This window comes from Streptomyces violens (assembly GCF_000717745.1).
GTDB classification, from domain to species: Bacteria; Actinomycetota; Actinomycetes; order Streptomycetales; family Streptomycetaceae; genus Streptomyces; species Streptomyces violens.
The window spans coordinates 102,671-129,153 of sequence record NZ_JOBH01000011.1; the positions used below are offsets into that span (position 1 = coordinate 102,671).

Below are 26,483 nucleotides of genomic sequence, written 5' to 3' on the forward strand. Positions count from 1 at the left end.
CTTCTCTAGCTCGACGAGCTGTCGTACCAGGGTCAACATCCAACCAGGCCGAAAACGTTCCCGCTCGTGGCTTTTCCTCGAAAAATTTTTTCCGAGGTGGCCGGGTGCTGCCGGGTGGCGGCGAATGAGCCGTAGTGCGTGGTGGTCTGATTCAAGTGTCGGTCGGGCCTGTCCTCCCGGCTGGGTTGCCGGTCGTTGATGAGGACGTGCCCGGAGCCTAAATGGTTCATGCCTCGAAGGGAACGTGATGTTCACGTCACCCACACGAGGAATAGAACGTACGAACGAAACTCTACTAGCATGGGCCCGCTTACGGGTGGCGTCACATCGGCTCTACCTGGCCTCGGTACCCTCTGACCGGCGACACCGCCACATACAGGGTCCGCGGAACGCGGACCACCAGAAATTCAGCGAGGAGCGAACCGCGTGACCGCCGAGATGTCCGTGCCGTCCACCGCCGTGCTGACCGGGGCAGACCGGGACGGATCCAACTACACCGCGCGGCATCTGCTCGTCCTGGAGGGCCTGGAGGCCGTCCGCAAGCGCCCCGGCATGTACATCGGGTCCACCGACAGCCGCGGCCTGATGCACTGCCTGTGGGAAATCATCGACAACTCCGTCGACGAGGCGCTGGGCGGCTACTGCGACCGCATCGAGGTCGTCCTGCACGAGGACGGCTCCGTCGAGGTCCAGGACAACGGCCGCGGCATCCCCGTCGATGTCGAGCCCAAAACCGGCCTCAGCGGCGTCGAGGTCGTCATGACCAAGCTGCACGCCGGCGGCAAGTTCGGCGGCGGCTCCTACGCGGCCTCCGGCGGCCTGCACGGTGTCGGCGCCTCCGTGGTCAACGCCCTCTCCGCCCGCCTGGACGTCGAGGTCGACCGCAACTCCAAGACGCACTCCATCAGCTTCCGGCGCGGCGTCCCCGGCATCTTCACCGAGTCGGGCCCCGAGGCCCCCTTCGACCCCACCGGCGGCCTCGTCAAGGGCAAGCGCATCCCGAAGACCCGCACGGGCACCCGGGTGCGCTACTGGGCGGACCGCCAGATCTTCCTGAAGGACGCCAAGCTCTCCCTGGAGACGCTGCACGCCCGCGCCCGCCAGACCGCCTTCCTCGTGCCCGGCCTCACGCTCGTCGTACGGGACGAGCGCGGCATCGAGACCGAGGGGACGAGCGAGGAGACCTTCCACTACGACGGCGGCATCAGCGAGTTCTGCGAGTACCTCGCCCAGGACAAGGCCGTCTGTGACGTGCTGCGCCTCTCGGGGCAGGGCACCTTCAAGGAGACGGTGCCGGTCCTGGACGACCGCGGGCACATGACGCCCACCGAGGTCACCCGCGAGCTGGGCGTGGACATCGCGCTGCGCTGGGGCACCGGGTACGACACGACGGTCAAGTCGTTCGTGAACATCATCGCCACCCCGAAGGGCGGCACCCACGTCAGCGGCTTCGAACGCTCCGTGACCAAGACGGTCAATGAAGTGCTGCGCTCGGCCAAGCTGCTGCGCGTCGCCGAGGACGACATCGTCAAGGACGACGCCCTCGAAGGGCTCACGGCGGTCGTCACCGTAAGACTGGCCGAGCCCCAGTTCGAGGGCCAGACCAAGGAAGTACTCGGTACGTCGGCGGCCAACCGCATCGTCGCCAACGTGGTGGCCAAGGAGCTCAAGGCGTTCCTGACCTCCACCAAGCGCGACGCGAAGGCGCAGGCCCGCGCCGTACTGGACAAGGCCGTCGCGGCCGCCCGTACGCGCATCGCCGCCCGGCAGCACAAGGAAGCGCAGCGCAGGAAGACCGCGCTGGAGTCCTCCTCGCTGCCCGCGAAGCTCGCCGACTGCCGCAGCGACAACGTGGACCGCAGCGAACTGTTCATCGTCGAGGGCGACTCGGCGCTCGGTACGGCCAAGCTCGCGCGCAATTCCGAGTTCCAGGCGCTGCTGCCGATCCGCGGAAAGATCCTGAACGTTCAGAAGTCCTCCGTCTCGGACATGCTGAAGAACGCCGAATGCGGCGCGATCATCCAGGTCATAGGGGCCGGTTCGGGCCGCACCTTCGACATCGACGCGGCCCGCTACGGCAAGGTCATCTTCCTCGCCGACGCCGATGTCGACGGCGCGCACATCCGTACGCTGCTGCTCACGCTCTTCCAGCGGTACATGCGCCCGATGATCGAGCAGGGCCGGGTCTTCTCCGCCGTGCCGCCGCTGCACCGCGTGGAGCTGATCAACCCCAAGAAGGGCCAGGACAAGTACATCTACACGTACTCGGACAACGAGCTGCGGCAGACCCTGCTGGAACTCCAGCGCAAGAACGTCCGTTTCAAGGACAGCATCCAGCGCTACAAGGGCCTGGGCGAGATGGACGCCGACCAGCTCGCCGAGACCACGATGGACCCGCGCCACCGCACCCTGCGCCGGATCAACATCAGTGACCTCGAGGCCGCCGAGAAGGCGTTCGACCTGCTCATGGGCAATGAGGTCGCGCCGCGCAAGGGGTTCATCACCGACTCCGCCGCGTCCCTGGACCGCTCGCGCATCGACACCTGATCCCTGCTGTTGATCCCTGCTGTCGCGTGAGGGCCGTCCACCTCTGGGTGGGCGGCCCTCCGCGCATCTCCATGCCGCGCGGCCGGCCCCGCTCCTCCCGGTTCGTCCGTCACCTGATGGGGTGAAGGATTCGCAATGGATGTCCGGGAACAGCCGAGTCTGTCCATCCTTGGGCGCACGGCCAGACAGGCCGCGGAACAAGGAGATGCCCGGTGGAGAAGCGCGACGGCCGCCCGGCCGGAGCCGTACGGCTCGACGACCCCTGGTACGACACCCCCGCCTCCGGACGGGGCGATCAGGGAGCGGCCGGGTGGGCGGATGCGGACGATACGGCCGACGCCGCGGTACAGGACGGCCCCGACCTGTCGTGGCCGAGCCTCCCGGCGCAGCGCACGGACGCACCCGGGGAGCCGGGGGAGCCGACGCACGCCGAGGTGTATCTCACCGTCCAGCGCAGCGCCGCCTTCCAGGAAGTGCGCCGCCGCTACCGCAGCTTCGTCCTGCCCGCCACGGCCCTCTTCCTGACCTGGTACCTCGCGTACGTCATCGCGGCCGTCACGGCCCCCGGTCTGATGGCCCGCCAGGTGATCGGCCCGCTCAATGTCGCGATGTTCGCCGGACTCGGACAGTTCGTCACGACCTTCGTCCTGACCTGGGCGTACGCCCGCCACGCTCGCCTGCGCCGGGACCGGGCCGCGCTCGATCTGCGCTGGGAGACCCAGGAGATGACAGGAGGCAACGTCCGTTGACCGGCCGCCCGTCCGCCCTCGCCGCCTCCGCGGCGACCGATGACCACCAGATCCTGACGCTCGTCCTCTTCAGCGCCTTCGTGGCCGCGACCCTCGCGGTCACGGCCTGGGCCGGCCGCCGACGGCACGGTTCCGCAGAGGAGTTCTACGCCGGTGGTCGGCTCTTCTCGCCCATGGAGAACGGTTTCGCCATCGCCGGTGACTACATGTCGGCGGCGTCCTTCCTCGGCATCTCCGGACTCATCGCCCTCTTCGGGTACGACGGCCTGCTGTACTCCGTGGGCTTCCTCGTCGCCTGGCTCCTCGTGCTCTTCCTCGTCGCCGAACTGGTGCGCAACTGCGGCCGCTTCACCCTCGCCGACGTGGTCGCCGCCCGTATGCGCCGCCGCCCCGTCCGGATCGCCGCAGGCGTCTCGTCCGTCACCGTCTCCGTGCTGTACCTCGTCGCCCAGATGGTCGGTGCGGGCAGCCTGGTCGCCCTCCTGCTCGGCGGGACGAGCCAAGTGGCCCGTACGTGGACGGTCGTCGGCGTCGGCGCCCTGATGGTCTTTTACGTCATCTGCGGAGGCATGCGGGCCACGACCTGGATCCAGATCATCAAGGCCGTGCTCCTCATGGGCGGCGCCATCGCGCTGACCGTCCTCGTGCTGCTCCGCTTCCACGGGGACCTCGGCACGCTGCTCACCACCGCGGCGCAACGGAGCGGCCACGGCACGGACTTCCTCGCCCCGGGCCTCAAGTACGGCGGCAGCTGGACCGCTCAGCTGGACTTCCTCAGTCTCGGGCTCGCGCTGGTCCTCGGTACCGCGGGCCTGCCGCACATCCTGTCGCGCTTCTACACCGTGCCCACTGCCCGCGCCGCCCGCCGCTCCGTCGTGTGGTCCATCGGGCTCATCGGCGGCTTCTACCTGATGACGATCGTGCTCGGCTTCGGAGCGGCGGCCGTCCTCGGGACCGACGCGGTACGGGCCGCCAACCCGGCCGGCAACACCGCCGTACCGCTGCTCGCCCTCGACCTGGGAGGCGGCCCCGACTCCACTGGCGGAACGATCCTTTTCGCCGTGGTCGCGGCGGTCGCCTTCGCCACGATCCTGGCTGTCGTCGCGGGCATCACCCTCGCCTCCTCGGCCTCGGTCGCGCACGACCTGTACGGCGCGCTGCGGCGGGGCGGCCGCGCCGGACGGGGCGCGGCTTCTCCGGAGCGGGGCGCGGCCTTCCGCGAGGTCGCCGTCGCCCGGATCGCCGCGATCTGCGTCGGGGCGGTGGCCATCGCGCTCGCCCTGCTCGCCCAGGAGCTGAACGTCGCCTTCCTGGTGGGCCTCGCCTTCGCGGTCGCCGCCTCCGCCAACCTTCCCGTCCTGCTCTACTCCCTGTTCTGGCGCCGCTTCACCACCCGGGGCGCCGTCTGGTCCGTCTACGGAGGACTGCTCCCTGCGATCGCCCTTGTAGTGCTCTCACCGGTCGTCTCCGGCAGCCCCACGGCGCTCTTCCCCGGCGCGGACTTCCAGCTTTTCCCGCTGGAGAATCCGGGCCTCGTCTCCATCCCCCTGGGCTTCGCGCTCGGCTGGCTCGGTACCGTCACCTCCCGCCAGGCCCCCGACGCCGCCGCCCGGCACGCGGAGACCGAGGTACGGGCGCTGACGGGCGCGGGGGCGGCGTGAGGGCCGCACAGGACGCGTAGCGGGCCCGGCCGGCTCAGACCCAGTCGTACCGGTGCTCGGGCCGGCCCGTCTCGCCGTACCGGAGCGTCAGCTTGACCCGGCCGGCCCGCTCCAGGAGCTTCAGGTACCGCTGTGCGGTCTGCCGGCTGAGGCCGGCCCGCTGGGCCACCTCCTGTGCAGACAACGGGGTCTCGGCGGAGCGCAGGACGGACCGTACGCGGTCGGCCGTCGCCGTGGAGTGTCCCTTGGGCAGCTCGGCAGGCCCGGCGTTGGCGGCACCCAGCGCCCCGAAGATCCGGTCCACCTCGGACTGTTCGGCCTGCCCGCCGTCCTCGAAGGTCCGGCGCAGCGCCGCGTACCCCTCCAGCTTCGAACGCAGTCCGGCGAACGTGAACGGCTTCACCAAGTACTGGAGCGCACCGTGCCGCATCGCGGCGCGTACGGTGGCGACGTCGCGCGCCGCCGTCACCATGATCACGTCCGTGTGCAGGCCGCGCTGCCGCAGCCGGGCCACGAGCTGCAGGCCCGTCTCGTCCGGGAGGTAGTGATCCAGCAGGACGAGGTCGACGGCCGTGCTCTCCAGCACGGTCAGCGCCTCGGCGGCGGTGTGCGCCTGCGCGACGACCCGGAAACCGGCGATCTTCGCGACGTACGCCGCGTTGATCCCGGCCACCTGGACGTCGTCGTCGACGACGAGTACGTCGATCATCGGGCACCCCCGAGAGGATCCGGCAGCGTTTCCCCGTCGACACCGGGGACATGCGTCTCGGACAGGGCGTCCGCGAGCGCGTCGGGGAGCGTCACGGTGAACCGTGCGCCGCCGCCCGGCCGGTCGTCCACCTCGGCGCTGCCCCCGTAGCGCTCGGCCAGTCGCCGCACGAGGACCAGCCCGATACCGCGCTGCCCGTGTGCCGGCGGCTCCTTCGTGGTCCAGCCCTCCGTGAAGATCTCCTGGCGCCGCTCGCGCGGCACACCGGGGCCGTTGTCACTGACCCGCACGGTCGCCGTGCGGCCCTCGGCGCGCACCTTCACCTCGACCTGCCCGTCCCGCCCGCCGGCCGCCGCGTCCAGCGCGTTGTCGACCAGATTGCCGACCACCGTGACGAGGCCGTGCGGGTCGACCACCCGGTCCGGCAGCCGGGTCGCCGTCGCGATGCTCAGCGAGACGCCGCGCTCGGCGGCGACGGTCGCCTTCCCCACCAGCAGCGCCGCCAGCAACGGATCGTGCACGCGCTCGGTGACCTGCTCGGCGGTCGCCCGGTGCACGCCGACCGCGTGCGTCACGAACTCCACCGCTTCCTCGTACAACCCCAGTTCCAGCAGCCCGAGGAGCGTGTGCAGCCGGTTGGCGTGCTCATGGTCCTGGGCGCGCAACGCGTCGATCAGACCCCGCGTACCGTCCAGCTCGCGGCCCAGCCGCTCCAGCTCCGTACGGTCCCGCAGGGTGACCACGGCGCCGCCGTCGTCGGTCGGCATCCGGTTGGCCACCAGGACCCGCTGTCCGCTGACGGTGAGCAGGTCGGCGCCGGAGGCCCGGCCCGCCAGCACGTCCGTCGTCCGGCCCGGGGGCAGCACGGTGTCCAGGGGGCGGCCGGTGTCCTCCGCGCGCAGGTCGAGCAGCCGCTGCGCCTCGTCGTTCATCAGCCGGATGCGCCCGTGCCGGTCCAGCGCGACGAACCCCTCGCGGATCCCGTGCAGCATCGCCTCCCGCTCGGCGAGCAGCGCGGAGATGTCAGAGAAGGCCAGGTCGTGGGTGCGGCGCTGGAGCCGGCGCGCGACGAGGTACGAGGCCAGCGCGCCCACGGCGAGCGCCCCGCCGGCGTACGCCAGCAGGTCGGGCACGGTCGACAGCAGCCGTTGCTGCACGCTCTCGTACGCGATGCCGACCGAGACGGCGCCGACGATGCCGCCGCGGTCGTCCCGCAGCGGGACCTTGCCCCGTGCCGAGCGGCCGAGGGTGCCCTCGTCGATCTGCATGACTTCCCGGCCGGAGAGGGCGGCGCTGGGGTCGGTGGAGACGTGCCGGCCGATCTCGTCCGGGTCGGTGTGCGACCAGCGCACGCCGTGCTCGTCCATGATCACGATGTACTCGGCGCCGGTGGCCCGGCGGATCCGCTCGGCGGCCGCCTGTACCGGGCCGCCGGGGGAGGGGCGGGACGCCTCCAGCGCCGCGCCCAGGCGCGGCTGAGCGGCGGTGGTCTGCGCGATGGCCAGGGCGCGGCGCATGGCCTGGTCGTCCAGCTGCGCGCTGAGCGGCGCGAGGAAGAGGCCGGTCGCCAGCGCGGTCACGCCGGCGGCGATCGTCAGCTGTACGAGCAGGACCTGCGCGAATACGCGGCGCGGCCAGCGCAGCCGCAGCCGGGCCCGGCCGCCGCCGCGCGGTTCACCTGCCGCGCCGGGGCCGCTCGCCCTCTCCTCGCCGTTGTCGCCCATACGAACGAACAGTAAGCGGGGTGGCGGGGGCTCGGGTAATCGCCGGGCTCGCGCGGTCGCCGGCGGTCCCGCCGAAAGTTATCCACAGGCCCGCCACGGCCGGGCGGAATCGCTCTAATCTTCAGCCATGGTCACAGTACGTGACGATCATGTGACGGTGATGGCGGGGGTGAGGGCAGTGATGTCCGTGACGGACATGAGTGCGGGAGGAATGGCGGAGGCTCCGCAGCTGGCCGGGGCGGCGGTGTCGCCGGCGCGCTGCTCGACGGTGACGCGCCAGGCGCGGCCGTCGGCGTGGGCGAGCGTGAGGAGCCAGGAGGGTGGCGTTCCCTCGCCGGAGGAGGTGCTCTCGGTCCCGGTGACGTCGAGGGCGTCGGCGCGGTCCTCGCCGATCAGCTCGCGGACCGCGAGATCGGCGGCCTGCGCCGGGCGGTCCCAGGTGGAGCGGCCTCGGCAGTGGTCGGTGACCACCCGGCCCTGGCGCGCAGCGACGACGGCGTCCTTGACGAGCGGCGCCTCCGCCCGGCCGTATGCGTATCCGTACGGCAGCACGAAGAGCGTGGGGGAGAAGCGATGACCACCGATGTGCGTGACCTCCCATGCCTCCATGCCGTCCGCCGCAAGCTCCGCGGCGAGCGGCCGGCCCAGCACGGCACAGCAGCGGTCGCGCTTGCCGTTGGTGCACACGAGGACCGGCGGCCGACCCGCGTACGGCTCCCAGAGACCGCCGTGTGCGCCCGCGCCCAGCGCCGCGAAGTCCAGGTGGAGGAGCGTGCCGGGGTCGGCGATCCGGGCCGTGCGGATCCAGGAGCGGCCGGGGGCGGTGTGTGCGACGAAGACCCGGCGCGGCGCGCTCGCCCCGCGGTCGGCGTGCCGGCCGGGACGGCGGATCAGGGCGACGCGTACGCCGGTGTCCGCGGCGGCGGTCTCCAGGGCGCGGCCGACGGCCGGATCGAGATGGCTGTCGGTGAGTGCTTGGGCACCCCAGGGGCCGCTCTGCTCGACGAGCAGCCAGGTCCGGGCGGTGGCCGCCGTGCCGGCCAGGGGTTCGGCCGCCATGCGGGAAGCGGTTGCGCAGGTACTCACATAGGTGACCCTAACCTGCGGACCGCGACGCCGACGGGCAGCGGGGCAGCAATGGCCTGTCCTCGCCGGAGCGCTCCGAAATTTTCCCGCCGTCGGGCCCCTGCCGGGCACCCAGGAGGCGGAGCCGATGCTTGCCGCGCATCCGGGGAGGACCGGCGTGGCTCGGGAGCCGGACGTGGCGCCAATATCCTGGAGCCGGCGACGGGCCTGAAGATCGTCCAGATCCTCCGGACAGCAATCCGCTCCGTAGCGACCGCTGCCTGCCGGGTCCGTGCCCGCCACGCTCGATCGATGTACGCCGCGGCCGGGGCCGGCAGGCGTACGCGGACCGACCGGACACGCTGGAGGCGCCCCCTTGACCAGTACGCAGCACTCGGCCACTCCTGGCCCGGCCACTCCCGCCGCGGCCACCGGTGCCTCGGATGGCCGCGCTTCGGATGCCCGTGCCTCGGATGTCCGTGCTTCGGATGGCCGGGACCAGGAGGCCGTCCGGGAGGCGGCGGGCCCGAGCCCGGAGCCGGGTCCGAGCCGGGGGCCGAGCCCGGACCCGGTCCCGACCGCCGGGGACTCCGTGCCGCGGCAGATCCCGGTCGTCGTGCTCGCCGGGTTCCTCGGGTCCGGCAAGACCACCCTGCTCAATCACCTGCTGAGCCGGAGCGGCGGCACCCGGATCGGGGCGGTCGTCAACGACTTCGGGGCGATCGAGATCGACGCGATGCTGGTCGCGGGCCAGGTCGACTCGATGGTGTCGCTGGGGAACGGGTGCCTGTGCTGCGCGGTCGACACGAGCGAGCTGGACACATACCTGGAGCGGCTGGCGCGCCCGTCCTCCCACATCGACGTCATCGTCATCGAAGCCAGTGGCCTGGCCGAGCCGCAGGAGCTGATCCGGATGATCCTGGCGAGCGAGAGCGACCGGATCGTGTACGGCGGACTGGTCGAGGTGGTCGACGCGGCGGAGTTCGAGGGCACGCGCGCCCGCCACCCGGAGCTGGACCGGCATCTGGGCATCGCGGACCTGGTGGTGCTCAACAAGGCCGACCGGATCGGCGACGCGCGGCGAGCGGAGCTGCTGGGCACCCTCGGCGAGCTGGCGCCCGGTACGCCCGTCGTGCCCGCGGCGTACGGGCGCGTCGATCCGGAGCTGCTCTTCGAGCGACGGCCCCGGGAAGGCGTGGCCGAGGGCCAGCTGTCCTTCGAGGACCTGCTCAGGGAGGAGGTCGAGCACGAGGAACACGACGAGCACGAGGAGTGTGCCGGCGGCGAGAGCTGTAAGGGACATGGGCACCGGCGTCATCTGCACGCCGGGTACGAGACCGTGGAGTTCGCCTCGGCCGAGCCGATGCACCCGCGGCGGTTGATGGAGTTCCTGGACGCGCGGCCGGCCGGGATGTACCGCATCAAGGGGTTCGTGCACTTCGGGGTGGCGGGGAGCGAGCAGAAGTTCACCGTGCACGCGGTGGGTGGTTTTCTGCGGTTCTACCCAGGGGCGTGGGCCGAGGGGGAGGAGCGGCTGACGCAGCTCGTGCTCATCGGGTCCGGTATCGACGCGCCGGAGCTGCGGAAGGAGCTGGACGCCTGCCGCGACACCACGCCCGAGGAGACCGACCCGCACACGATGTGGGGGGTGCTGCGGTACGTACCGTCGACCGCGTCCGATGAGGAACCGGACACGACGGAGGAAGACGAGGCGTTCGCGGTGCACGTCAGGGAGGAGTTCACGACAGAGGCGCACGCGGAGGAGGCGTAAGCGACAACCCGAGCGACGAACACCAAGCTCCCGGGGCCACGAACGCCAAGCCCCCGGCCCCGGCGCCGCACGCCACCGAAGTGCCGTACGGCGTCGAGAACCGGACCAGGCCCGAGGCGCCCCCAGCGGGCGCCCCGGCAAACCGTCCCTAAACCGGACCGGCCACCGTAGCCACCCGCTTGGTGAGCGGGACGCCCGAGCCGTCGCGGCGCGGGTCCGGGTCCGGGAGGGGGACCGGGCTGCCCTTCGCGTCCGCGGCGCGGGCCGGGGCGGCGCCGGCCCAGGCAAAGGTGAGATGGTCCTCGCCCTTCAGGAAGCGCTGGCAGCGGACGCCGCCGGTCGCCCGGCCCTTGCGCGGGTACTGGTCGAAGGGGGTGAGCTTGGCGGTACTGATGGAGTCGTCCAGCGTGCCGTGCGAGCCGGAGACGGTGAAGACCACCGCGTCGGCGGCCGGGTCGACGGCGGTGAAGGAGATGACCTTCGCGCCGTCGGCGAGCTTGATGCCGGCCATGCCGCCGGCGGCTCGGCCCTGCGGACGTACCTGCGCGGCCGGGTAACGGAGCAGTTGGGCCTCGTCGCTGACGAAGACCAGGTCCTCCTCGCCGGTGCGCAGCTCGACCGCGCCGACGACACGGTCACCGTCCCTGAGGGAGATGACCTCCAACTCCTCCTTGTTCGCCGGGTAGTCCGGCACCACTCTCTTGACCACGCCCTGTTCCGTGCCGAGGGCGAGGCCGGGTGAGGACTCGTCGAGGGTGGTCAGACAGACCAGCTCCTCACCGTCGTCGAGGGTGAGGAACTCGGAGATCTTCGCGCCGCCGGACAGACTGGGGGTGGCGGCCGTCTCCGGCAGTTGCGGCAGGTCGATGACCGACAGCCGCAGCAGCCGCCCGGCGGAGGTGACCGCGCCGACCTCGGCGCGGGCCGTGGCCGGGACGGCGGAGACGATGACGTCGTGCTTGGCACGCTTGGCGTCGGTGTCGAAGGAGCCCTCGCCGCCCGCCGTGCGCGCCAGCAGCCCCGTGGAGGACAGCAGGACGCGGCAGGGGTCGTCGGCGACCTCCAGCGGCACCGCGGCCGCGGCGGTCGCGCCGGAGGACTCCAGCAGGACCGTGCGGCGCTCGCTGCCGTACTTCTTGGCGACCGAGGCGAGTTCGGAGGAGACCAGCTTGCGCAGCTCAGCGTCGGAATCGAGGATCTTGGTCAGCTTCTCGATGTCGGCGCGGAGGGTGTCGCGCTCGGACTCCAGCTCGATGCGGTCGAACTTGGTGAGGCGGCGCAGCGGGGTGTCGAGGATGTACTGCGTCTGGATCTCGCTCAGCCCGAAGCGCTCGATCAGCCGCTGCTTGGCCTCCGCGCTGTTCTCGCTGGAGCGGATGAGGCGGATGACCTCGTCGATGTCGACCAGCGCGGTGAGCAGGCCCTCGACGAGGTGCAGCCGGTCGCTCTTCTTGCCGCGGCGGAACTCGCTGCGCCGGCGCACCACGTTGAAGCGGTGGTCGACGTAGACCTCCAGGAGCTCCTTCAGGCCCAGCGTCAGCGGCTGGCCGTCGACCAGCGCGACGTTGTTGATGCCGAAGGACTCCTCCATGGGAGTGAGCTTGTACAGCGTCTCCAGGACGGCTTCGGGGTTGAAGCCGTTCTTGATCTCGATGACCAGGCGGAGGCCGTGCTCGCGGTCGGTGAGGTCCTTGACGTCCGCGATGCCCTGCAGCTTCTTCGAGCCGACCAGGTCCTTGATCTTGGAGATGACCTTCTCGGGGCCGACCGTGAAGGGCAGTTCGGTGACGACCAGGCCCTTGCGGCGCGCCGTGACGTTCTCGACCGAGACGGTGGCGCGGATCTTGAAGGTGCCGCGGCCCTTCTCGTACGCGTCGCGGACGCCGGAGAGGCCGACGATGCGGCCGCCCGTGGGCAGGTCGGGGCCCGGGACGTACCGCATCAGCGTTTCGAGGTCGGCGTTCGGGTGCTTGATGAGGTGCCGGGCGGCGGCGATGACCTCGCCGAGGTTGTGCGGCGGCATGTTCGTCGCCATGCCCACCGCGATGCCGGAGGCGCCGTTGACGAGGAGGTTCGGATACGCCGCCGGGAGAGCGACGGGCTCCTGCTCCTGGCCGTCGTAGTTCGGTTGGAAGTCGACGGTGTCCTCGTCGATGGACTCCGTCATCAGCGACGTCGCGGAGTCCATCCTGCACTCGGTGTACCGCATGGCCGCCGGCGGGTCGTCGTTCCCCAGCGAGCCGAAGTTGCCGTGGCCGTCGACCAGCGGCAGCCGCATGGAGAAGGGCTGCGCCATGCGCACCAGCGCGTCGTAGATCGACGCGTCGCCGTGCGGGTGGAGCTTACCCATGACCTCGCCGACGACGCGGGCGCACTTCACGTATCCGCGGTCGGGGCGCAGGCCCATCTCGTTCATTTGGTACAGGATGCGGCGGTGTACGGGCTTGAGGCCGTCGCGTGCGTCGGGCAGGGCGCGCGAGTAGATGACCGAATACGCGTACTCCAGGAAGGAACCCTGCATCTCATCGACGACGTCGATGTCGAGGATCCGCTCCTCGAAGTCCTGGGGCTCCGGTGTGCCCCCTGACGGCGGGGTCTTCGTGCTGCGGCGGGCCATCGCGGCTGCGGCTCCTTCGCTCGAACTCTGCTTCGCTTACGGCTACGGCGTCTGCTGGAACGGCAGGTCGGCGCGGTGCTCGCGTCCCCTGCCGGGGCAGGCCCGACGGCCGAGTCTGCCGGGATCTGCTGTACTCCGGCGCGCTCAACGGCCGAACCTGTCGCGGACCATTGTGGACCGCCGCACTGACATCGCCGACCGCGACCCGTCCGTAACGCCCTGCGCACCGGCCCCGGCCCGCCTCCGGAGCCCCGGGAGCGACGGCCGCGCCAGGGCCGGAAACCGCGCCGCAGGCGGCGAACACCAGAGCGGAACGCAGGTGCGGAGCGCCCCGATCCGGGGAATCTCCTTCCGGCGGGGGTGCCGGGCGGGAACTTCGCCAGATGCCCGCGCGCTTGCATACAGTGACAGAACTTCCTCGCAAGCGGATCGAAGGGACGTACATGCCCATGGGTCACACGGCCACAGAACAAGCCGGCTCCGGCGGCCTGACAGCGACCGAGCACCGGCTGGCCAATGGCCTGCGCGTGGTGCTCTCGGAGGACCACCTGACCCCCGTCGCGGCGGTCTGCCTGTGGTACGACGTCGGCTCCCGCCACGAGGTGAAGGGCCGCACGGGCCTTGCGCACCTCTTCGAGCACCTGATGTTCCAAGGGTCGGCGCAGGTCAAGGGCAACGGTCACTTCGAGCTGGTGCAGGGCGCCGGCGGCTCGCTCAACGGCACCACGAGCTTCGAGCGCACGAACTACTTCGAGACCATGCCGGCGCACCAGCTGGAGCTCGCCCTGTGGCTGGAGGCGGACCGGATGGGTTCGCTGCTGGCCGCACTGGACGAGGAGTCGCTGGAGAACCAGCGCGACGTGGTGAAGAACGAGCGCCGCCAGCGGTACGACAACGTGCCGTACGGGACCGCGTTCGAGAAGCTGACGGCGATGGCCTACCCCGAGGGCCACCCGTACCACCACACGCCCATCGGCTCCATGGCCGATCTGGACGCCGCCTCTCTGGAGGACGCGCGGAACTTCTTCCGCACGTACTACGCGCCCAACAACGCCGTGCTGTCCATCGTGGGCGACATCGACCCCGAGCAGACGCTCGCCTGGGTGGAGAAGTACTTCGGGTCCATCCCCGGCCACGACGGCAAGCAGCCGCCGCGGGACGGCTCGCTGCCCGAGATCATGGGCAAGGAGCTGCGCGAGGTCGTGCACGAGGAGGTGCCCTCGCGCGCCCTCATGGCGGCGTACCGGCTGCCGCACGACGGCACCCGTGAGGCTGATGCCGCGGACGTCGCGTTGACGATCCTGGGCGGCGGCGAGTCCTCCCGGCTCTACAACCGCCTGGTGCGCCGCGACCGCACCGCCGTCGCGGCGGGCTTCGGCCTGCTGCGCCTGGCGGGCGCGCCCTCGCTGGGCTGGCTGGACGCGAAGACGTCGGCCGGCGTGGAGGTGCCCGCCATCGAGCGCGCCGTCGACGAGGAGCTGAAGCGCTTCGCCGAGGAGGGCCCGACCGCCGAGGAGATGGAGCGCGCGCAGGCCCAGTTGGAGCGCGAGTGGCTGGACCGCCTGGAGACGGTCGCCGGGCGCGCGGACGAACTGGCCCGGTACGCGGTGCTGTTCGGCGACCCGCAGCTCGCGCTGAACGCCGTACAGCGCGTTCTGGACATCACCCCGGAGGAGGTCCGCGCGGTCGCCGCTGCCCGGCTGCGCCCCGACAACCGCGCGGTACTGGTCTACGAGCCGACCCGGCCCGCCGAGGGCGCGGCCGCCGGTGAGCCGGAGCCCGCCGTGGCCGCCGTCCAGAACGACACCGAGACCAAGACCGAGGAGGCGGCCCAGTGACCGACGCCGTGACCCCGACCATGACCTTCCACCCGCAGCCGCAGGCCGGGCAGCCGAAGCCGTGGGCGTTCCCGGCCCCGGTGCGCGGCGCGCTCGGCAATGGTCTGACGGTGCTGCGCGCCGACCGCCCGGGCCAGCAGGTCGTGGCCGTCGAGATCAACCTCGTCGCGCCGCTGGACGCCGAGCCCGAGGGCCTGGACGGCGTCGCCACGATCATGGCGCGGGCGTTCTCCGAGGGCACCGACAAGCACGACGCCGAGGAGTTCGCCGCCGAGCTGGAGCGCTGCGGCGCCACTCTGGACGCGCACGCGGACCACCCCGGTCTCCGCGTCTCCCTCGAGGTGCCGGCCTCCCGCCTCGTCAAGGGGCTCGGCCTGCTCGCCGACGCCCTGCGCGCCCCGGCCTTCCCGGACAGCGAGGTCGAGCGCCTGGTGCGCAACCGCCTGGACGAGATCCCGCACGAGCTGGCCAACCCGGCCCGGCGCGCCGCGATGGCCCTCTCCAAGGAGCTGTTCCCGGCCACCTCCCGGATGTCCCGGCCGCGCCAGGGCACCGAGGAGACGGTGGCGCGCATCGACGCCGCCGCGGTCCGCGCCTTCTACGAGGCGCACGTACGCCCCGCCACGGCCACCGCCGTCGTCGTCGGCGACTTCACCGGGGTGGACCTCGACGCGGCGCTGGAGGACACCCTCGGCGCCTGGACCGGCTCCGCCGCCGAGCCGGTGGCCGCCTCGCCCATCACCGCCGACGACCGCGGCCGCGTGGTCATCGTCGACCGCCCCGGCGCCGTCCAGACGCAGCTCCTGATCGGCCGCATCGGCGCCGACCGGCACGACCGCGTCTGGCCCGCCCAGGTGCTCGGCACGTACTGCCTGGGCGGCACGCTCACCTCCCGCCTGGACCGCGTGCTGCGCGAGGAGAAGGGCTACACCTACGGCGTACGGGCCTTCGGGCAGGTGCTGCGCTCCGCCGCCGACGGCACGGGCGCCGCGATGCTCGCCATAAGCGGTTCGGTGGACACGGAGTCCACGGGTCCGGCGCTCGAGGACCTGTGGAAGGTGCTGCGGACGCTGGCCGCCGAGGGCCTGACCGACGCCGAGCGCGACGTGGCGGTGCAGAACCTGGTGGGTGTGGCGCCGCTGAAGTACGAGACGGCCGCGGCCGTCGCCGGGACGCTGGCCGACCAGGTCGAGCAGCACCTCCCCGACGACTTCCAGGCGGAGCTGTACCGGCGCATGGCCGAGACCGGCACGGTCGAGGCGACCGCCGCCGCGGTCAACGCCTTCCCGGTGGACCGCCTCGTCACGGTTCTGGTGGGCGACGCCGCGCAGATCGCGGAGCCGGTGCGGAAGCTGGGCATCGGCGAGGTGTCGGTCGTCACGGGCTGATGCGGAGCGGGCCGGCGGCGGTCGCGGACCGGCGCCGGCAACGCCGGTTGCGGTGGTGAATTCGCCTGCGCGGTACGGCGGAAGGACGGGCCGGAACGCGCCGTACCGGTACCGTCACAGGCTGACTTGAACCGCACCAACACCGCTCACATAGCAGGACATAAAGGATCCCGGGTCGCTAAAGCGGCCCGGGATCTTCGCTTTTGTCCGGAATGCTGTAGGTGGTTGCCTCTGCTGCGTGTGGCGTCCGGCACAAACAACCGATTCTGTTTGCTGATCGCGAGATGTCCCCTTTAGCGTCGGTCCGGCTGTTCGTCAGAAGTGCGCCGCGCCCGCGGCCGCCGGACAGTCATCGCCGAGTCCCCGTACGGCGCGAGCCAGGGGAGCCGGGGACCCACATGTCCCCTTGGGGTGAATCGGCGTCCTCTTCGGAGGCCGCCGTAGGAGACCTTCCTGCTCCGAACCCGTCAGCTAACCCGGTAGGCGAGAAGGAAGGAAAGGAGTGCGCCGGTCATGGCGTTCACCCGTGCCACCGGCAAGCACCGCCGCCCCGGCCGTGCTGCCCGGACCACCCGCAATATCGCCGGCATAGCCGCCGCGACCGGCGTCGTCGTCTCCATCGCCTCCCCGGCGCTGGCCGCGAACGAGGACCCGGCCGCCACCGACACCGGCCTGACCCGCGCCATCGCCGACACCGGCGACCGGGTCGCCGACAACATCGTCGCCCAGGCCGACGCGCAGGAGGAGGCCGCCGAGGTCGCCGCCGCCCGTGCGCAGGTCGAGGAAGCCGCCGTCAAGAGCGCCGAGGCCGCCAAGAAGAAGGCCCAGGAGGCCCAGCGCAAGGCCGCCGCCGAGGCCGCCGAGAAGAAGGCCGCCGCCAAGAAGAAGGCGACGGAGAAGCGCGCCTCGCGCTCCGACGCCCGTACCACCCTCAGCGCCAGTGGCTTCGTGTCGCCGATCGCCGGCAGCTACGTCTCCACGCCGTACAAGGCGTCCAGCGGCCTGTGGTCCTCCGGCAGCCACTCCGGCATCGACTTCCACGCCGCCTCCGGCACCGCCGTCCACGCGGTTGGCGCGGGCACCGTCGTCGAGGCCGGCTGGGGCGGCGCCTACGGCAACAACATCGTCCTCAAGATGGACGACGGCAGCTACACCCAGTACGGCCACCTCTCGTCCATCGGCGTCTCCGTCGGCCAGAAGGTCTCCGCGAACCAGCAGATCGGACTGTCCGGCAGCACCGGCAACTCCACCGGCCCGCACCTGCACTTCGAGGCGCGCACCGGCCCGGACTACGGCTCGGACATCGACCCGGTCGCGTACCTGCGCTCGCACGGCGTCAGCGTCTGAGGGCCCAGCGCCTCTCTGCCTCCCCGAAGCCCCGGCCCCGGCCGGGGCTTCGCCGTCTCCGTATGCGCTCCCGCCCCCGGCTCCCCGGAACTCCCGCCCCCGGCTCCCCGGAACTCCCGCCCCCGGCTCCCCGGAACTCCCGCCCCTTGGCCAAAAAATATCCATGAATTCGTGACGGCCATCGGAAATGCCGGTCCGGTGTCATAGAGTCACGGAAAAGGCGCCGCCCGTACGGCGTTTCCAGAGGATTACGGCGGAGGCACCGACGATGCGAGGGAACATTTCGGCGCATGCGGTCTGCACGGCGATTCGCGACGACATCGTCTCCGGAACGTTCCCGCCCGGCGCCCGGCTGATCGAGGAACTGCTCGCGTCCCGGTACGGCGTCTCCCGCGTCCCCGTAAGGGAAGCGCTGCGCACGCTGGAGTCCGAGGGGTTCGTCACCACCCGGCGGCACGCGGGCGCGTGCGTCGCCGAGCCGACCGAGCAGGAGGCCGCCGACCTCCTGGACATCCGCCTCCTCCTGGAGCCCCTGGGGGCCGCCCGCGCCGCGGCCCGCCGCTCCGCCGCCCATCTGAAGGTACTGCGCGGCCTGGTCCGCCTGGGGCGCACGAGAGCCCGCCACGGCAACGTCGCCGACCTGCGGCAACTGGACGGCTGGTTCCACGAGACGCTCGCCCAGGCGTCCGGCAGCGCGAGCATGACGGCGCTGCTCACCCAGGTGCGCCGCAAGATCGACTGGGTGTACGCGATCGACCTGGACCAGCCGTCGCCGGGCGAGGCGGACCGGTCCTGGCAGGAGCACGGCGCGATCGTGGACGCGGTGGCGCGCGGTGATGCCGAGCGCGCCCGCGCACTGACCGCCGCGCATGTGGAGCACGCGCTGCCCGCCCACCGGCTGCGCCGTCCCGCACCGGCGGTGAGGGAAGCGAAACCATCCGTAAACACGGCACGCGTACGGAATTAACACCGCTGCCGTATACAACTCCTGGGGAATTCTATACCCCTGCTCCGCCGTGCCTGAATTCTTTTCGCGCGCGCCTCGAATGGCTTTTGCGTCGGGCTCCGGCGGAAGGGAAAGGCGGGTAATTCCGTGCCACCGGTGGGGCCTCTCGGAGGACTCGGATGTCCCGCGGTAATGCGAACGGCCCCGCCCGTGACCCGTAAGCGGGTCACTCCGGCGGGGCCGTGACGGCGGAACCGGGCGGTGTGCGGCCGCCGGCCTGCCCGAAGGGTCAGACCGTCTCCGGGAGCTCCTCAAGGCCCTCGGAGACGAGCTTCGCCAGGCGGTCCAGCGCGGCGTCGGCGCCGTCGGCGTCCGAAGCCAGCACGATCTCCTCGCCACCCTGGGCGCCCAGGCCCAGGACGGCGAGCATCGAGGCGGCGTTCACGGGGTTGCCGTCGCCCTTGGCGATCGTGACCGGCACGCCGGAAGCGGTGGCCGCACGGACGAAGATCGAGGCGGGGCGGGCGTGCAGACCCTCGGCCCATCCGACATTGACGCGGCGCTCAGCCATGGTGTTGCCCTTCGAGTAGGGAAAGTTGTCTAGACCAGTCTCTCACGGGGGCACCGGTGGTCCGGTGTGCCCAGCCCCCGTGAGAGCTCGGATCCTAGAAGCCCCAGCCTGCGTCACGCCCCGGCTGTACGCATGCTGAGACCCGGTCGTACACACCGTCCCGCTCCGGAGTACGTACGGTCGCATCCGGGGCACTTCCGGGCACTTCGGTCCGCCCCCGGATACGCACACGGTCGTACGCTGTCCGCATGGAGACGCCGTCGGATGCCGCCGCCTACCCCGCCCACTGGGAAGCCGACGTGGTGCTGCGTGACGGCGGCACCGCCCGGATCCGCCCCATCACCCCGGACGACGCGCAGCGCCTGGTCTCCTTCTACGAGCAGGTCTCCGACGAGTCGAAGTACTACCGGTTCTTCGCGCCCTACCCCCGGCTCTCCGACCGCGACGTGCACCGCTTCACCCACCACGACTACGTGGACCGCGTCGGGCTCGCCGCCTTCGTGGGCGGCGAGATGATCGCCACCGTCCGGTACGACCGCATCAACGCCGACGGCCGGCCCGCCACCGGCCCCGACGCCGACCAGGCCGAGATCGCCTTCCTCGTACAGGACGCGCACCAGGGGCGCGGCGTTGCCTCCGCGCTCATGGAGCACGCCGCGGCGGTCGCCCGCGAGCGCGGCATCCGCCGCTTCGCCGCCGAGGTGCTGCCCGCCAACACCAAGATGATCAAGGTGTTCACGGACGCCGGGTACACCCAGAAGCGCACCTTCGAAGACGGCGTCGTCCGCCTCGAATTCGACCTGGAGCCCACCGAACAGTCCGTGGCCGTCATGCGCGGCCGCGAACACCGCGCCGAGGCCCGCTCCGTACAGCGGCTGCTCGCCCCCGGATCGATCGCCGTCATCGGTACGGGACGCGCCCCCGGGGGCGTCGGCCGCTCGGCCCTCCGCAACATCCTCGACTCCGGCTTCACCGGCCACACGTATGCGGTCAACCACGCCTTCCCCGAAGGCGGCAGCACGCTGGACCCGGAGGGCGTGCCGGCCCACCGCTCCCTCCGCGACATCCCCGGTCCCGTCGACCTCGCCGTCGTCGCCGTGCCCGCCGCGCACGTCCCCGATGTCGTGCGCGACTGCGGCGAGCACGGCGTACAGGGGCTCGTCATCCTCACCTCGGGTTACGCGGAGGCCGGCCCCGAAGGACGCGAGAAGCAGCGCGCACTGCTGCGCCAGGCCCGCTCGTACGGCATGCGGCTGGTCGGCCCGAACGCCTTCGGACTGATCAACACCGCGCCCGCCGTCCGCCTCAACGCCTCCCTCTCGCCCCGGCTGCCCGGCGCGGGCCGGGTCGGCCTCTTCACCCAGTCCGGCGCGATCGGCATCGGGCTGCTGGCCGCCCTCCAGGAGCGCGGCCCCGGGGACGGCGCGATCGCCGGCGTCTCCACCTTCGTGTCGGCCGGCAACCGCGCCGACGTCTCCGGCAACGACCTGCTCCAGTACTGGTACGAGGACCCCGACACCGACGTCGCGCTGCTGTACCTGGAGTCGATCGGCAACCCCCGCAAGTTCACCCGGCTCGCCCGCCGCACCGCCGCCGCCAAGCCCGTCGTGGTCGTCAAGGGCGCACGGCACAGCGGCACCGTCCCGCTCGGCCACACCGTCCCCACCACCCGCGTCCCCGACTCCACCGTCTCCGCGCTCATGCGGCAGGCCGGCGTCATCCGGGTCGGCACGGTCACCGAACTGATCGACGCGGGGCTGCTGCTCGCCTCCCAGCCGCTGCCCGCCGGCCCCCGGGTGGCGATCCTCGGCAACTCCGAAGCGCTCGCCCTCCTGGCGTACGACGCGTGCCTCACCGAAGGGCTGCGCCCGCAGCGCCCCCATGTGCTGCCCTTCGCCGCCACGACCGCCGAATTCCGCGCGGCGCTGACCCGGGCCCTGGCCAACGACCGCATCGACGCGGTCGTCCTCACCGCCATCCCCTGGGTCGCCGAGGGCAGCAGCGCGGACCCGGAGGAGATCGCCGCACTCGCCACGGCCCTGCGCGAGGCCGCGGCCGAGGGACCCGCCAAGCCCGTCACCGTCGTCCACCTGGCCATGGAGGAGCTGGCGGGAGCGCTGTCGGGGACGACAGGGACGACGCGGACGACGGGGCCGACAGGGACGACGGGGGAGCCGGCGGCCACGGACAAGACGGAAGCCCACGGCGAAGCCGCCGACGACGCCGCAGAAGCCCCGGAGGCCCGCCCCGCCGGCCCGCCCCGCATCCCCGCCTACCCCGCCGCCGAACGGGCCGTACGTTCCCTCGCAGAGGCCGTCCGGTACGCCGCCTGGCGCCGCGAGTCCGCCGTACCGGGCAAGGTCCCCGAGTACGAGGACATCGAGGAGGCCGCAGCCGGCGCCGACATCGAACGGCTCCTCGACGAGCTCACCGACGACGCCGAGCCGCACCGCTCCGTGGCACTGCCGGCCGACGAGGCCGCCGCCCTGCTCGGCCGCTACGGCATCCGCGTTCGCGCCGCGCTCCCCGCACCCGACCCGGACGCCGCCGTACGCGCCGCCGAGGCCCTCGGCTACCCCGTCGCCCTGAAGACCACCGCGCCGCACCTGAGGCACCGCGCCGACCTCGGGGGCGTGCGCCTCGACCTCCCCGGAGAACGCGCCCTGCGCCGCGCCTACGAAGAGCTGACCGACTTCCTCGGGAAGCCCGAGGAGCTGCGCCCGGTGGTGCAGGCGATGGTGCCGCGCGGCGTGGACACCGTGATCCGCGCCTCCATCGACCCGGCGGCCGGCGCCGTCCTCTCCTTCGGCCTGGCCGGCGCCCCCTCCCAGCTTCTCGGCGACATGGCACACCGCCTCATCCCCGCCACCGACCGGGACGTCGCCGAACAGATCCGCTCCATCCGGACCGCACCGCTGCTCTTCGGGTGGCGCGGCTCGCAGCCCGTGGACAGCGCCGCGCTGGAAGAACTGCTGCTGCGCGTCTCCCGGCTCGTCGACGACCACCCCGAGGTCGTCGGCATCGACCTGGAACCGGTCGTCGTCGCCCCCCAGGGCCTCGCCGTCCTCGGCGCCTCCGTACGCCTCGCCCGGCCCCCGGCCACCACCGACCTCGGCCCCCGCCGCCTCCCCGTGTACTGAGCCCCGGCCCGCCGCCTGCGGCCCGTGGCGGCCCCGGCGCCCCGTAGGATGGACGGCATGGCTAAGACCGGTACGACGACCCAGGGGCTGCGCGCGGCGATCGAGCGCAGCGGCTATTACCCGGCACTCGTGGCCGAGGCGGTGCAGGCCGCGGTGGGCGGCGAGCCGGTGGTCTCGTACCTGGTCCACCAGGAGACGACCTTCGACGCCAACGAAGTGCGCCGCCACGTCACGGTGCTGGTCCTCACCGGCACCCGCTTCATCGTCAGCCACACCGACGAGCAGGCCGCGGACGCCACGTCGCCGACGCCGTACGCCACCACCTCCACCGAGTCGGTGAAGCTCGGCCGGATCTCCTCCGTCGTGCTCAGCCGCGTCGTCGCCAACCCCGAGTCCTACACCCCCGGGCAGCTGCCCCGCGAGGTCGTGCTGACCATCGGCTGGGGCGCCGTCGCCCGGCTCGACCTGGAGCCCGCCAGCTGCGGCGACCCGAACTGCGAAGCCGACCACGGCTACACCGGCTCCTCCACCGCCGACGACCTCTCGCTGCGGGTCAGCGAGGCCGGCGACGGCCCGGACACCGTCCGGCAGACGCTCGCCTTCGCCCAGGCGCTCTCCGAAGCCACCGCCGCCTCGGCCGCCCGCTGATGGCGGGTTTCGCCGTGGACCCGGCATCCGCCTGGCCCGAGCCGCTCGACCTCGCCACCGCGCCGGTACCCCGCTACGGCACGGGTGCCCTCGCCGACCTCCTGCCCGCCATCACCGCGGGCCAGGGCCTGGCGCACGCGCAGCCGACGAGCCTGGAGCTGGCCCCCGCCGACCGCGCCTGCGTCTTCCTGATCGACGGCCTGGGCTGGGAGCTGCTGCGCGCCCACCCGGCCGAGGCACCCTTCCTGACCTCGCTGCTCGGCACGTCCATGAACGGCACCGGGCTGCCCATGACGGCCGGCTTCCCCTCGACCACGGCCACGTCGCTGGCCTCGGTCGGCACGGGCCTGCCGCCCGGCGCGCACGGCCTCGCCGGATACACCGTCCAGGACCCGGACACCGGCGCGCTGATGAACCAGCTGCGCTGGCAGCCGTGGACGGACCCGTACGCCTGGCAGCCGTACCCCACGGTCTTCCAGCGGGCGCACGCGGCGGGCATCCACACCTGCCAGGTCTCCGCGCCGAACTTCGAGCGCACCCCGCTCACCGAGATCGCGCTCAGCGGCGGCACCTTCCACGGCCGGCTCTCCGGCGAGGACCGGATGGATCTGGCCGCCGAGCAGCTGGCCGCCGGCGACCGGTCGCTGGTCTACACGTACTACTCGGAGGTCGACGGCAAGGGCCACCGCTACGGCGTCGACTCCGACGCCTGGCGCGGCCAGCTGATGTATGTCGACCGGCTCGCGGAGCGCCTCGCCGAGCAGCTCCCGCCCCGCTCGGCCCTCTACATCACCGCCGACCACGGCATGATCGACATCCCGTTCGACCCCGAGTCCCGCGTCGACTTCGACGAGGACTGGGAACTGAGCGCGGGCGTACGGCTGCTGGGCGGCGAGGGCCGCTGTCGCCACGTGTACGCGCACCCGGGCGCGGCCGACGACGTGCTCGCGGTCTGGCGCGAGGTCGTCGGCGAACAGATGTGGGTGGCCGGCCGCGACGAGGCGATCGCCGCCGGGTGGTTCGGTCCGCACGTCGACGACCGGGTACGGGGCAGGATCGGCGACGTGGTGGCCGCCGCACACGCCGACATGGTGATCATCGCGAGCCAGAACGAACCACGCGAATCAGCCATGGTCGGCATGCACGGCTCCATGACCCCGGTCGAACAACTCGTGCCCCTCCTGGAAGTCCGCACCTGAGCTGCTCGATCCGGAAGCCCGCACCTGACGCGCGCCGATGGCGTTGTCAGTGCCACCCGTTACTGTGTTGAGCAGGGGCTCTGCGACCCCCCATGGGGGAAGCGGGGGCTGAAACGGTACGGCACCCGCCCCGCCTCCCCGCCCAGGCTCCCCTCTCCGAGGGGCAGCAGGCGCCAAACCAATACCCGCCCGAACTCCCCCTTCCCTTCGTACGACCCGATCGCCGTCGGCAGGCCCCGACGCGCCCGAAAGGCAACTTGAACCCCCCATGGCTGAACTGGTGTTCTTCAGCGGCACGATGGACTGCGGGAAGTCGACTTTGGCGCTTCAAATCGGGCACAACCGTTCGGCCCGCGGCCTGCAGGGCGTGATCTTCACCCGCGACGACCGTGCGGGGGAGGGCAAACTGTCATCGCGTCTGGGACTGGTGACGGACGCGGTGGAGGCAGCTCCCGGGATGGACCTCTACGGGTACCTCGTGGAGCAGATGACACACGGCGGCAAGGTCGATTACGTCATCGTGGACGAGGCTCAGTTCCTCGCGCCCGAACAGATCGATCAGCTGGCGCGGATCGTGGACGACCTGGCCCTGGACGTCTTCGCCTTCGGCATCACCACGGACTTCCGCACGAAGCTGTTCCCCGGGTCGCAACGGCTGCTCGAGTTGGCGGACCGGATCGAGGCGTTGCAGGTCGAGGCCATGTGCTGGTGTGGCGCCCGGGCCACGCACAACGCCCGCACGGTGGGCGGCGAGATGGTGGTCGAGGGCGAGCAGGTGGTGGTGGGCGATGTGGCCATGCCTGCAGAGGAGGTCGGGTACGAGGTCCTGTGCCGACGCCATCACCGCAAGCGGATGACGAGCGCCACGGCTCGTGCGGCGGCGCTGTCGCCCGATGTCCTGCCGGTCACCACTGACTGAGGCCGGGTAGGTGTACCTGAGCCGGCACCTACGCTCGGGCAGGCGGCTGCGCCCGTCGTGATCTGTGGGCTATGGCGATAGAGACGCACGGACGTTGGCTGGTGCGCCTGTCCGCAGGTTTTCCAGTTCCACACTGCGCTTCCGTCCGGCCGGCTGCGTGCCCGGCACCGGACCCAGGACACGCGGTTACCTCGCCCGCCAACGGGCCGTCAGGCCCTGCTGACTCTGGCCCATCTGCGGTGTGGTGATACTCGTGCCCCAGCTCGCCGCGGGCTTCGGCACCGGGACCTCGACCGCCTGCCGCTACATCCGCGAGGCCGTCGAGGCCCTGGCCGCACTGGCGCCAACCCTCGCCCGGGCCGTGGACGTTGTCCGCCATGCCGAACCCTGCGCGTTGCACACTGCGCCAAGCAACGACGCGCTCAACGGGAAACCGGACCCTGACGATCACGCGGATTCATCACCCCCACGAGCTGGGGCTGGATGTCTTTGTTTTCGGGATCACCACCGACTACCGACTTGCGCAGCAAGCTGTTCCCCGGCTCCCAGCGGCTGGTGGAACTGGCCGACCGCATAGAGGTGCTTCAGGTCGAGGCATTGTGCTGGTGCGGCGCCCGCGCGACGCACAACGCCCGTACGTCGGCGGGCAGGTGGTCGTCGAGGGCGGCCAGGTGGTCGTGGGAGACGTGCACGCGGTCGGGGTCGCGGTCGGGTACGAGGTGCTCTGCCGGCGCCCCGACGTGGTCACTCCGTCGGACGCTGTACCACCATGAACTCCGCGCCCTCCGGGTCGGTGACCGTTGCCAGTCGTCCGTGGGGTGAGTTTCGGGGCGCGCCGGTCACCTGGCCGCCCAGCTCCGTGACCCGGCGGGCTGCCGCGTCCGTGTCGGAGACCGCGAAGTACGTTGCCCAGTGCGGCCCCCGCTCCCGGGGCAGCGCGTCGCCCGCCCCATGGATGCCCGCCACCGGGCGTCCCTTGAGGCACAGCGTCAGGTCGTCGCCTCCGGGGTGGTGCGTCGCCTCCGTCTCGAAGCCGAAGACGTGTTCGTAGAATCTGCCGGCCGGGGCGGCCTCCGGGGTCACCAGTTCGTTCCAGGCCAGGGTGCCCGGTTCGCCGACCACCGCCGTGCCCTTCATGGTGTGCCCCTGCCAGATCCCGAAGACCGCGCCCTGCGGATCCGAGGCGAGCGCCATCCGCCCCGCGTGGTCGGCGTCCAGCGGGCCGACGCCGACCGTGCCGCCGCAGGCGCGGATGCGCTCGGTGACGGCGTCCGCGTCGTCGCTCGCCAGATAGGGCGTCCAGGCGATGGACAGCTGCCGTTCGGCGGGCAGCACACCGATCCCGGCCACCTCCCGGCCGGCCGACAGCGCCCGTACGTAGGGACCGAGTTGCTGCGGCCCCGGGCGGAACTCCCAGCCGAACAGCGCACTGTAGAAGTCCTGCGTGGCGGGCAGGTCGTGCACCATGAGACTCACCCAGCAAGGGGTGCCGGGCGTCCGCCGGCTCGCTGCCTCGGTCGTCATCGTCGCTTGCTCCTCGGACCAATCAAGGGTGGGGACCGTACGGGGTGCGGGCTGTGCCGTGCAGATGCTCGCATCCCCCCGTAGGCGGCGCGGGGCGGCCGCGCCGCTGGTCGCGCGACC

General features: G+C 71.9%; 18 protein-coding genes, 2 pseudogenes and 1 riboswitch. Of the genes and pseudogenes, 14 read left to right on the forward strand and 6 right to left on the reverse strand.

Annotated features, from left to right (window positions below; genetic code table 11):
• Positions 1-426 precede the first annotated feature (426 nt).
• From IF04_RS0122495 to IF04_RS0122505, 3 genes are all read left to right on the forward strand, one after another.
• Positions 427-2,547 carry a DNA gyrase/topoisomerase IV subunit B gene (locus tag IF04_RS0122495; RefSeq protein ID WP_030260797.1) on the forward strand — a complete coding sequence of 707 codons (2,121 nt, stop codon included), beginning with the start codon at positions 427-429 and terminating at the stop codon, positions 2,545-2,547.
• Positions 2,548-2,759: 212 nt separating this feature from the next.
• A complete protein-coding gene (locus IF04_RS0122500) occupies positions 2,760-3,296 on the forward strand; it encodes a DUF485 domain-containing protein (RefSeq protein WP_030260799.1) in 537 nt (178 codons plus the stop codon).
• Positions 3,293-4,957, forward strand: coding sequence for a solute symporter family protein (locus tag IF04_RS0122505; RefSeq protein ID WP_051831463.1), 1,665 nt, complete (start codon positions 3,293-3,295; stop codon positions 4,955-4,957). The genes IF04_RS0122500 and IF04_RS0122505 overlap by 4 nt, the downstream gene beginning before the upstream one ends.
• Positions 4,958-4,991: 34 nt before the next feature.
• Here IF04_RS0122505 and IF04_RS0122510 read toward each other — a convergent pair whose 3' ends face one another.
• The 3 genes from IF04_RS0122510 to IF04_RS0122520 form a co-directional block, all read right to left on the reverse strand.
• Positions 4,992-5,666, reverse strand: a complete 675-nt coding sequence (locus IF04_RS0122510) for a DUF7342 family protein (protein ID WP_030260805.1) — start codon at positions 5,664-5,666, stop codon at positions 4,992-4,994.
• The gene (locus IF04_RS0122515) at positions 5,663-7,390 is read right to left on the reverse strand and encodes an ATP-binding protein (RefSeq protein WP_078600642.1); all 1,728 of its coding nucleotides are present in this window, start codon (positions 7,388-7,390) and stop codon (positions 5,663-5,665) included. Before IF04_RS0122515 ends, IF04_RS0122510 begins: the two co-directional genes overlap by 4 nt.
• A 147-nt stretch (positions 7,391-7,537) precedes the next feature.
• On the reverse strand, positions 7,538-8,476 hold the full coding sequence (locus IF04_RS0122520; RefSeq protein WP_030260811.1) for a ferredoxin family protein: 939 nt from the start codon (positions 8,474-8,476) through the stop codon (positions 7,538-7,540).
• A 571-nt stretch (positions 8,477-9,047) separates the two neighbouring features.
• Between IF04_RS0122520 and IF04_RS0122525 the strand changes: the two genes are divergently transcribed.
• Positions 9,048-10,226 carry a CobW family GTP-binding protein gene (locus tag IF04_RS0122525; RefSeq protein WP_078600644.1) on the forward strand — a complete coding sequence of 393 codons (1,179 nt, stop codon included), beginning with the start codon at positions 9,048-9,050 and terminating at the stop codon, positions 10,224-10,226.
• Positions 10,227-10,374: 148 nt separating this feature from the next.
• Here the strand turns inward: IF04_RS0122525 and IF04_RS0122530 are convergent, their stop codons facing one another.
• A complete protein-coding gene (locus tag IF04_RS0122530) occupies positions 10,375-12,843 on the reverse strand; it encodes a DNA gyrase/topoisomerase IV subunit A (RefSeq protein ID WP_030260817.1) in 2,469 nt (822 codons plus the stop codon).
• 449 nt (positions 12,844-13,292) lie between these two features.
• Between IF04_RS0122530 and IF04_RS0122535 the strand changes: the two genes are divergently transcribed.
• The 4 genes from IF04_RS0122535 (at position 13,293) to IF04_RS0122550 (ending at position 18,383) form a co-directional block, all read left to right on the forward strand.
• Positions 13,293-14,681: a M16 family metallopeptidase gene (locus IF04_RS0122535; RefSeq protein ID WP_037960335.1), complete on the forward strand. Its 1,389-nt coding sequence runs from the start codon at positions 13,293-13,295 to the stop codon at positions 14,679-14,681.
• A 20-nt stretch (positions 14,682-14,701) separates the two neighbouring features.
• Positions 14,702-16,069, forward strand: coding sequence for a M16 family metallopeptidase (locus tag IF04_RS0122540; RefSeq protein WP_106975649.1), 1,368 nt, complete (start codon positions 14,702-14,704; stop codon positions 16,067-16,069).
• 343 nt (positions 16,070-16,412) lie between these two features.
• Positions 16,413-16,570: riboswitch (cyclic di-AMP (ydaO/yuaA leader) on the forward strand.
• A 12-nt stretch (positions 16,571-16,582) separates the two neighbouring features.
• Positions 16,583-17,416 (forward strand): M23 family metallopeptidase, encoded by an 834-nt coding sequence (locus IF04_RS0122545; RefSeq protein ID WP_030260824.1) that lies wholly within the window; start codon positions 16,583-16,585, stop codon positions 17,414-17,416.
• Positions 17,417-17,684: 268 nt separating this feature from the next.
• The gene (locus IF04_RS0122550) at positions 17,685-18,383 is read left to right on the forward strand and encodes a GntR family transcriptional regulator (protein WP_030260826.1); all 699 of its coding nucleotides are present in this window, start codon (positions 17,685-17,687) and stop codon (positions 18,381-18,383) included.
• A 268-nt stretch (positions 18,384-18,651) separates the two neighbouring features.
• Here IF04_RS0122550 and IF04_RS0122555 read toward each other — a convergent pair whose 3' ends face one another.
• Complete coding sequence (locus IF04_RS0122555) at positions 18,652-18,933, reverse strand: HPr family phosphocarrier protein (RefSeq protein WP_030260828.1); 282 nt, start codon at positions 18,931-18,933, stop codon at positions 18,652-18,654.
• A gap of 248 nt (positions 18,934-19,181) precedes the next feature.
• Between IF04_RS0122555 and IF04_RS0122560 the strand changes: the two genes are divergently transcribed.
• The 6 genes and pseudogenes from IF04_RS0122560 to IF04_RS37700 form a co-directional block, all read left to right on the forward strand.
• Positions 19,182-22,073 (forward strand): bifunctional acetate--CoA ligase family protein/GNAT family N-acetyltransferase, encoded by a 2,892-nt coding sequence (locus IF04_RS0122560; RefSeq protein WP_030260831.1) that lies wholly within the window; start codon positions 19,182-19,184, stop codon positions 22,071-22,073.
• 57 nt (positions 22,074-22,130) lie between these two features.
• The gene (locus IF04_RS0122565; RefSeq protein WP_030260834.1) at positions 22,131-22,721 is read left to right on the forward strand and encodes a DUF5998 family protein; all 591 of its coding nucleotides are present in this window, start codon (positions 22,131-22,133) and stop codon (positions 22,719-22,721) included.
• The gene (locus IF04_RS0122570; RefSeq protein ID WP_030260837.1) at positions 22,721-23,920 is read left to right on the forward strand and encodes an alkaline phosphatase family protein; all 1,200 of its coding nucleotides are present in this window, start codon (positions 22,721-22,723) and stop codon (positions 23,918-23,920) included. Before IF04_RS0122565 ends, IF04_RS0122570 begins: the two co-directional genes overlap by 1 nt.
• A 268-nt stretch (positions 23,921-24,188) precedes the next feature.
• The gene (locus tag IF04_RS0122575) at positions 24,189-24,839 is read left to right on the forward strand and encodes a thymidine kinase (RefSeq protein WP_030260839.1); all 651 of its coding nucleotides are present in this window, start codon (positions 24,189-24,191) and stop codon (positions 24,837-24,839) included.
• A gap of 94 nt (positions 24,840-24,933) precedes the next feature.
• A pseudogene (locus tag IF04_RS37695) lies at positions 24,934-25,203 on the forward strand (helix-turn-helix domain-containing protein); the annotation flags it as partial.
• A gap of 106 nt (positions 25,204-25,309) precedes the next feature.
• Positions 25,310-25,573 (forward strand): annotated as a pseudogene (locus IF04_RS37700) (thymidine kinase); the annotation flags it as partial.
• Between the two features lie 10 nt (positions 25,574-25,583).
• Here IF04_RS37700 and IF04_RS0122585 read toward each other — a convergent pair.
• Positions 25,584-26,363: a VOC family protein gene (locus IF04_RS0122585; protein ID WP_030260840.1), complete on the reverse strand. Its 780-nt coding sequence runs from the start codon at positions 26,361-26,363 to the stop codon at positions 25,584-25,586.
• Between the last annotated feature and the right edge of the window lie 120 nt (positions 26,364-26,483).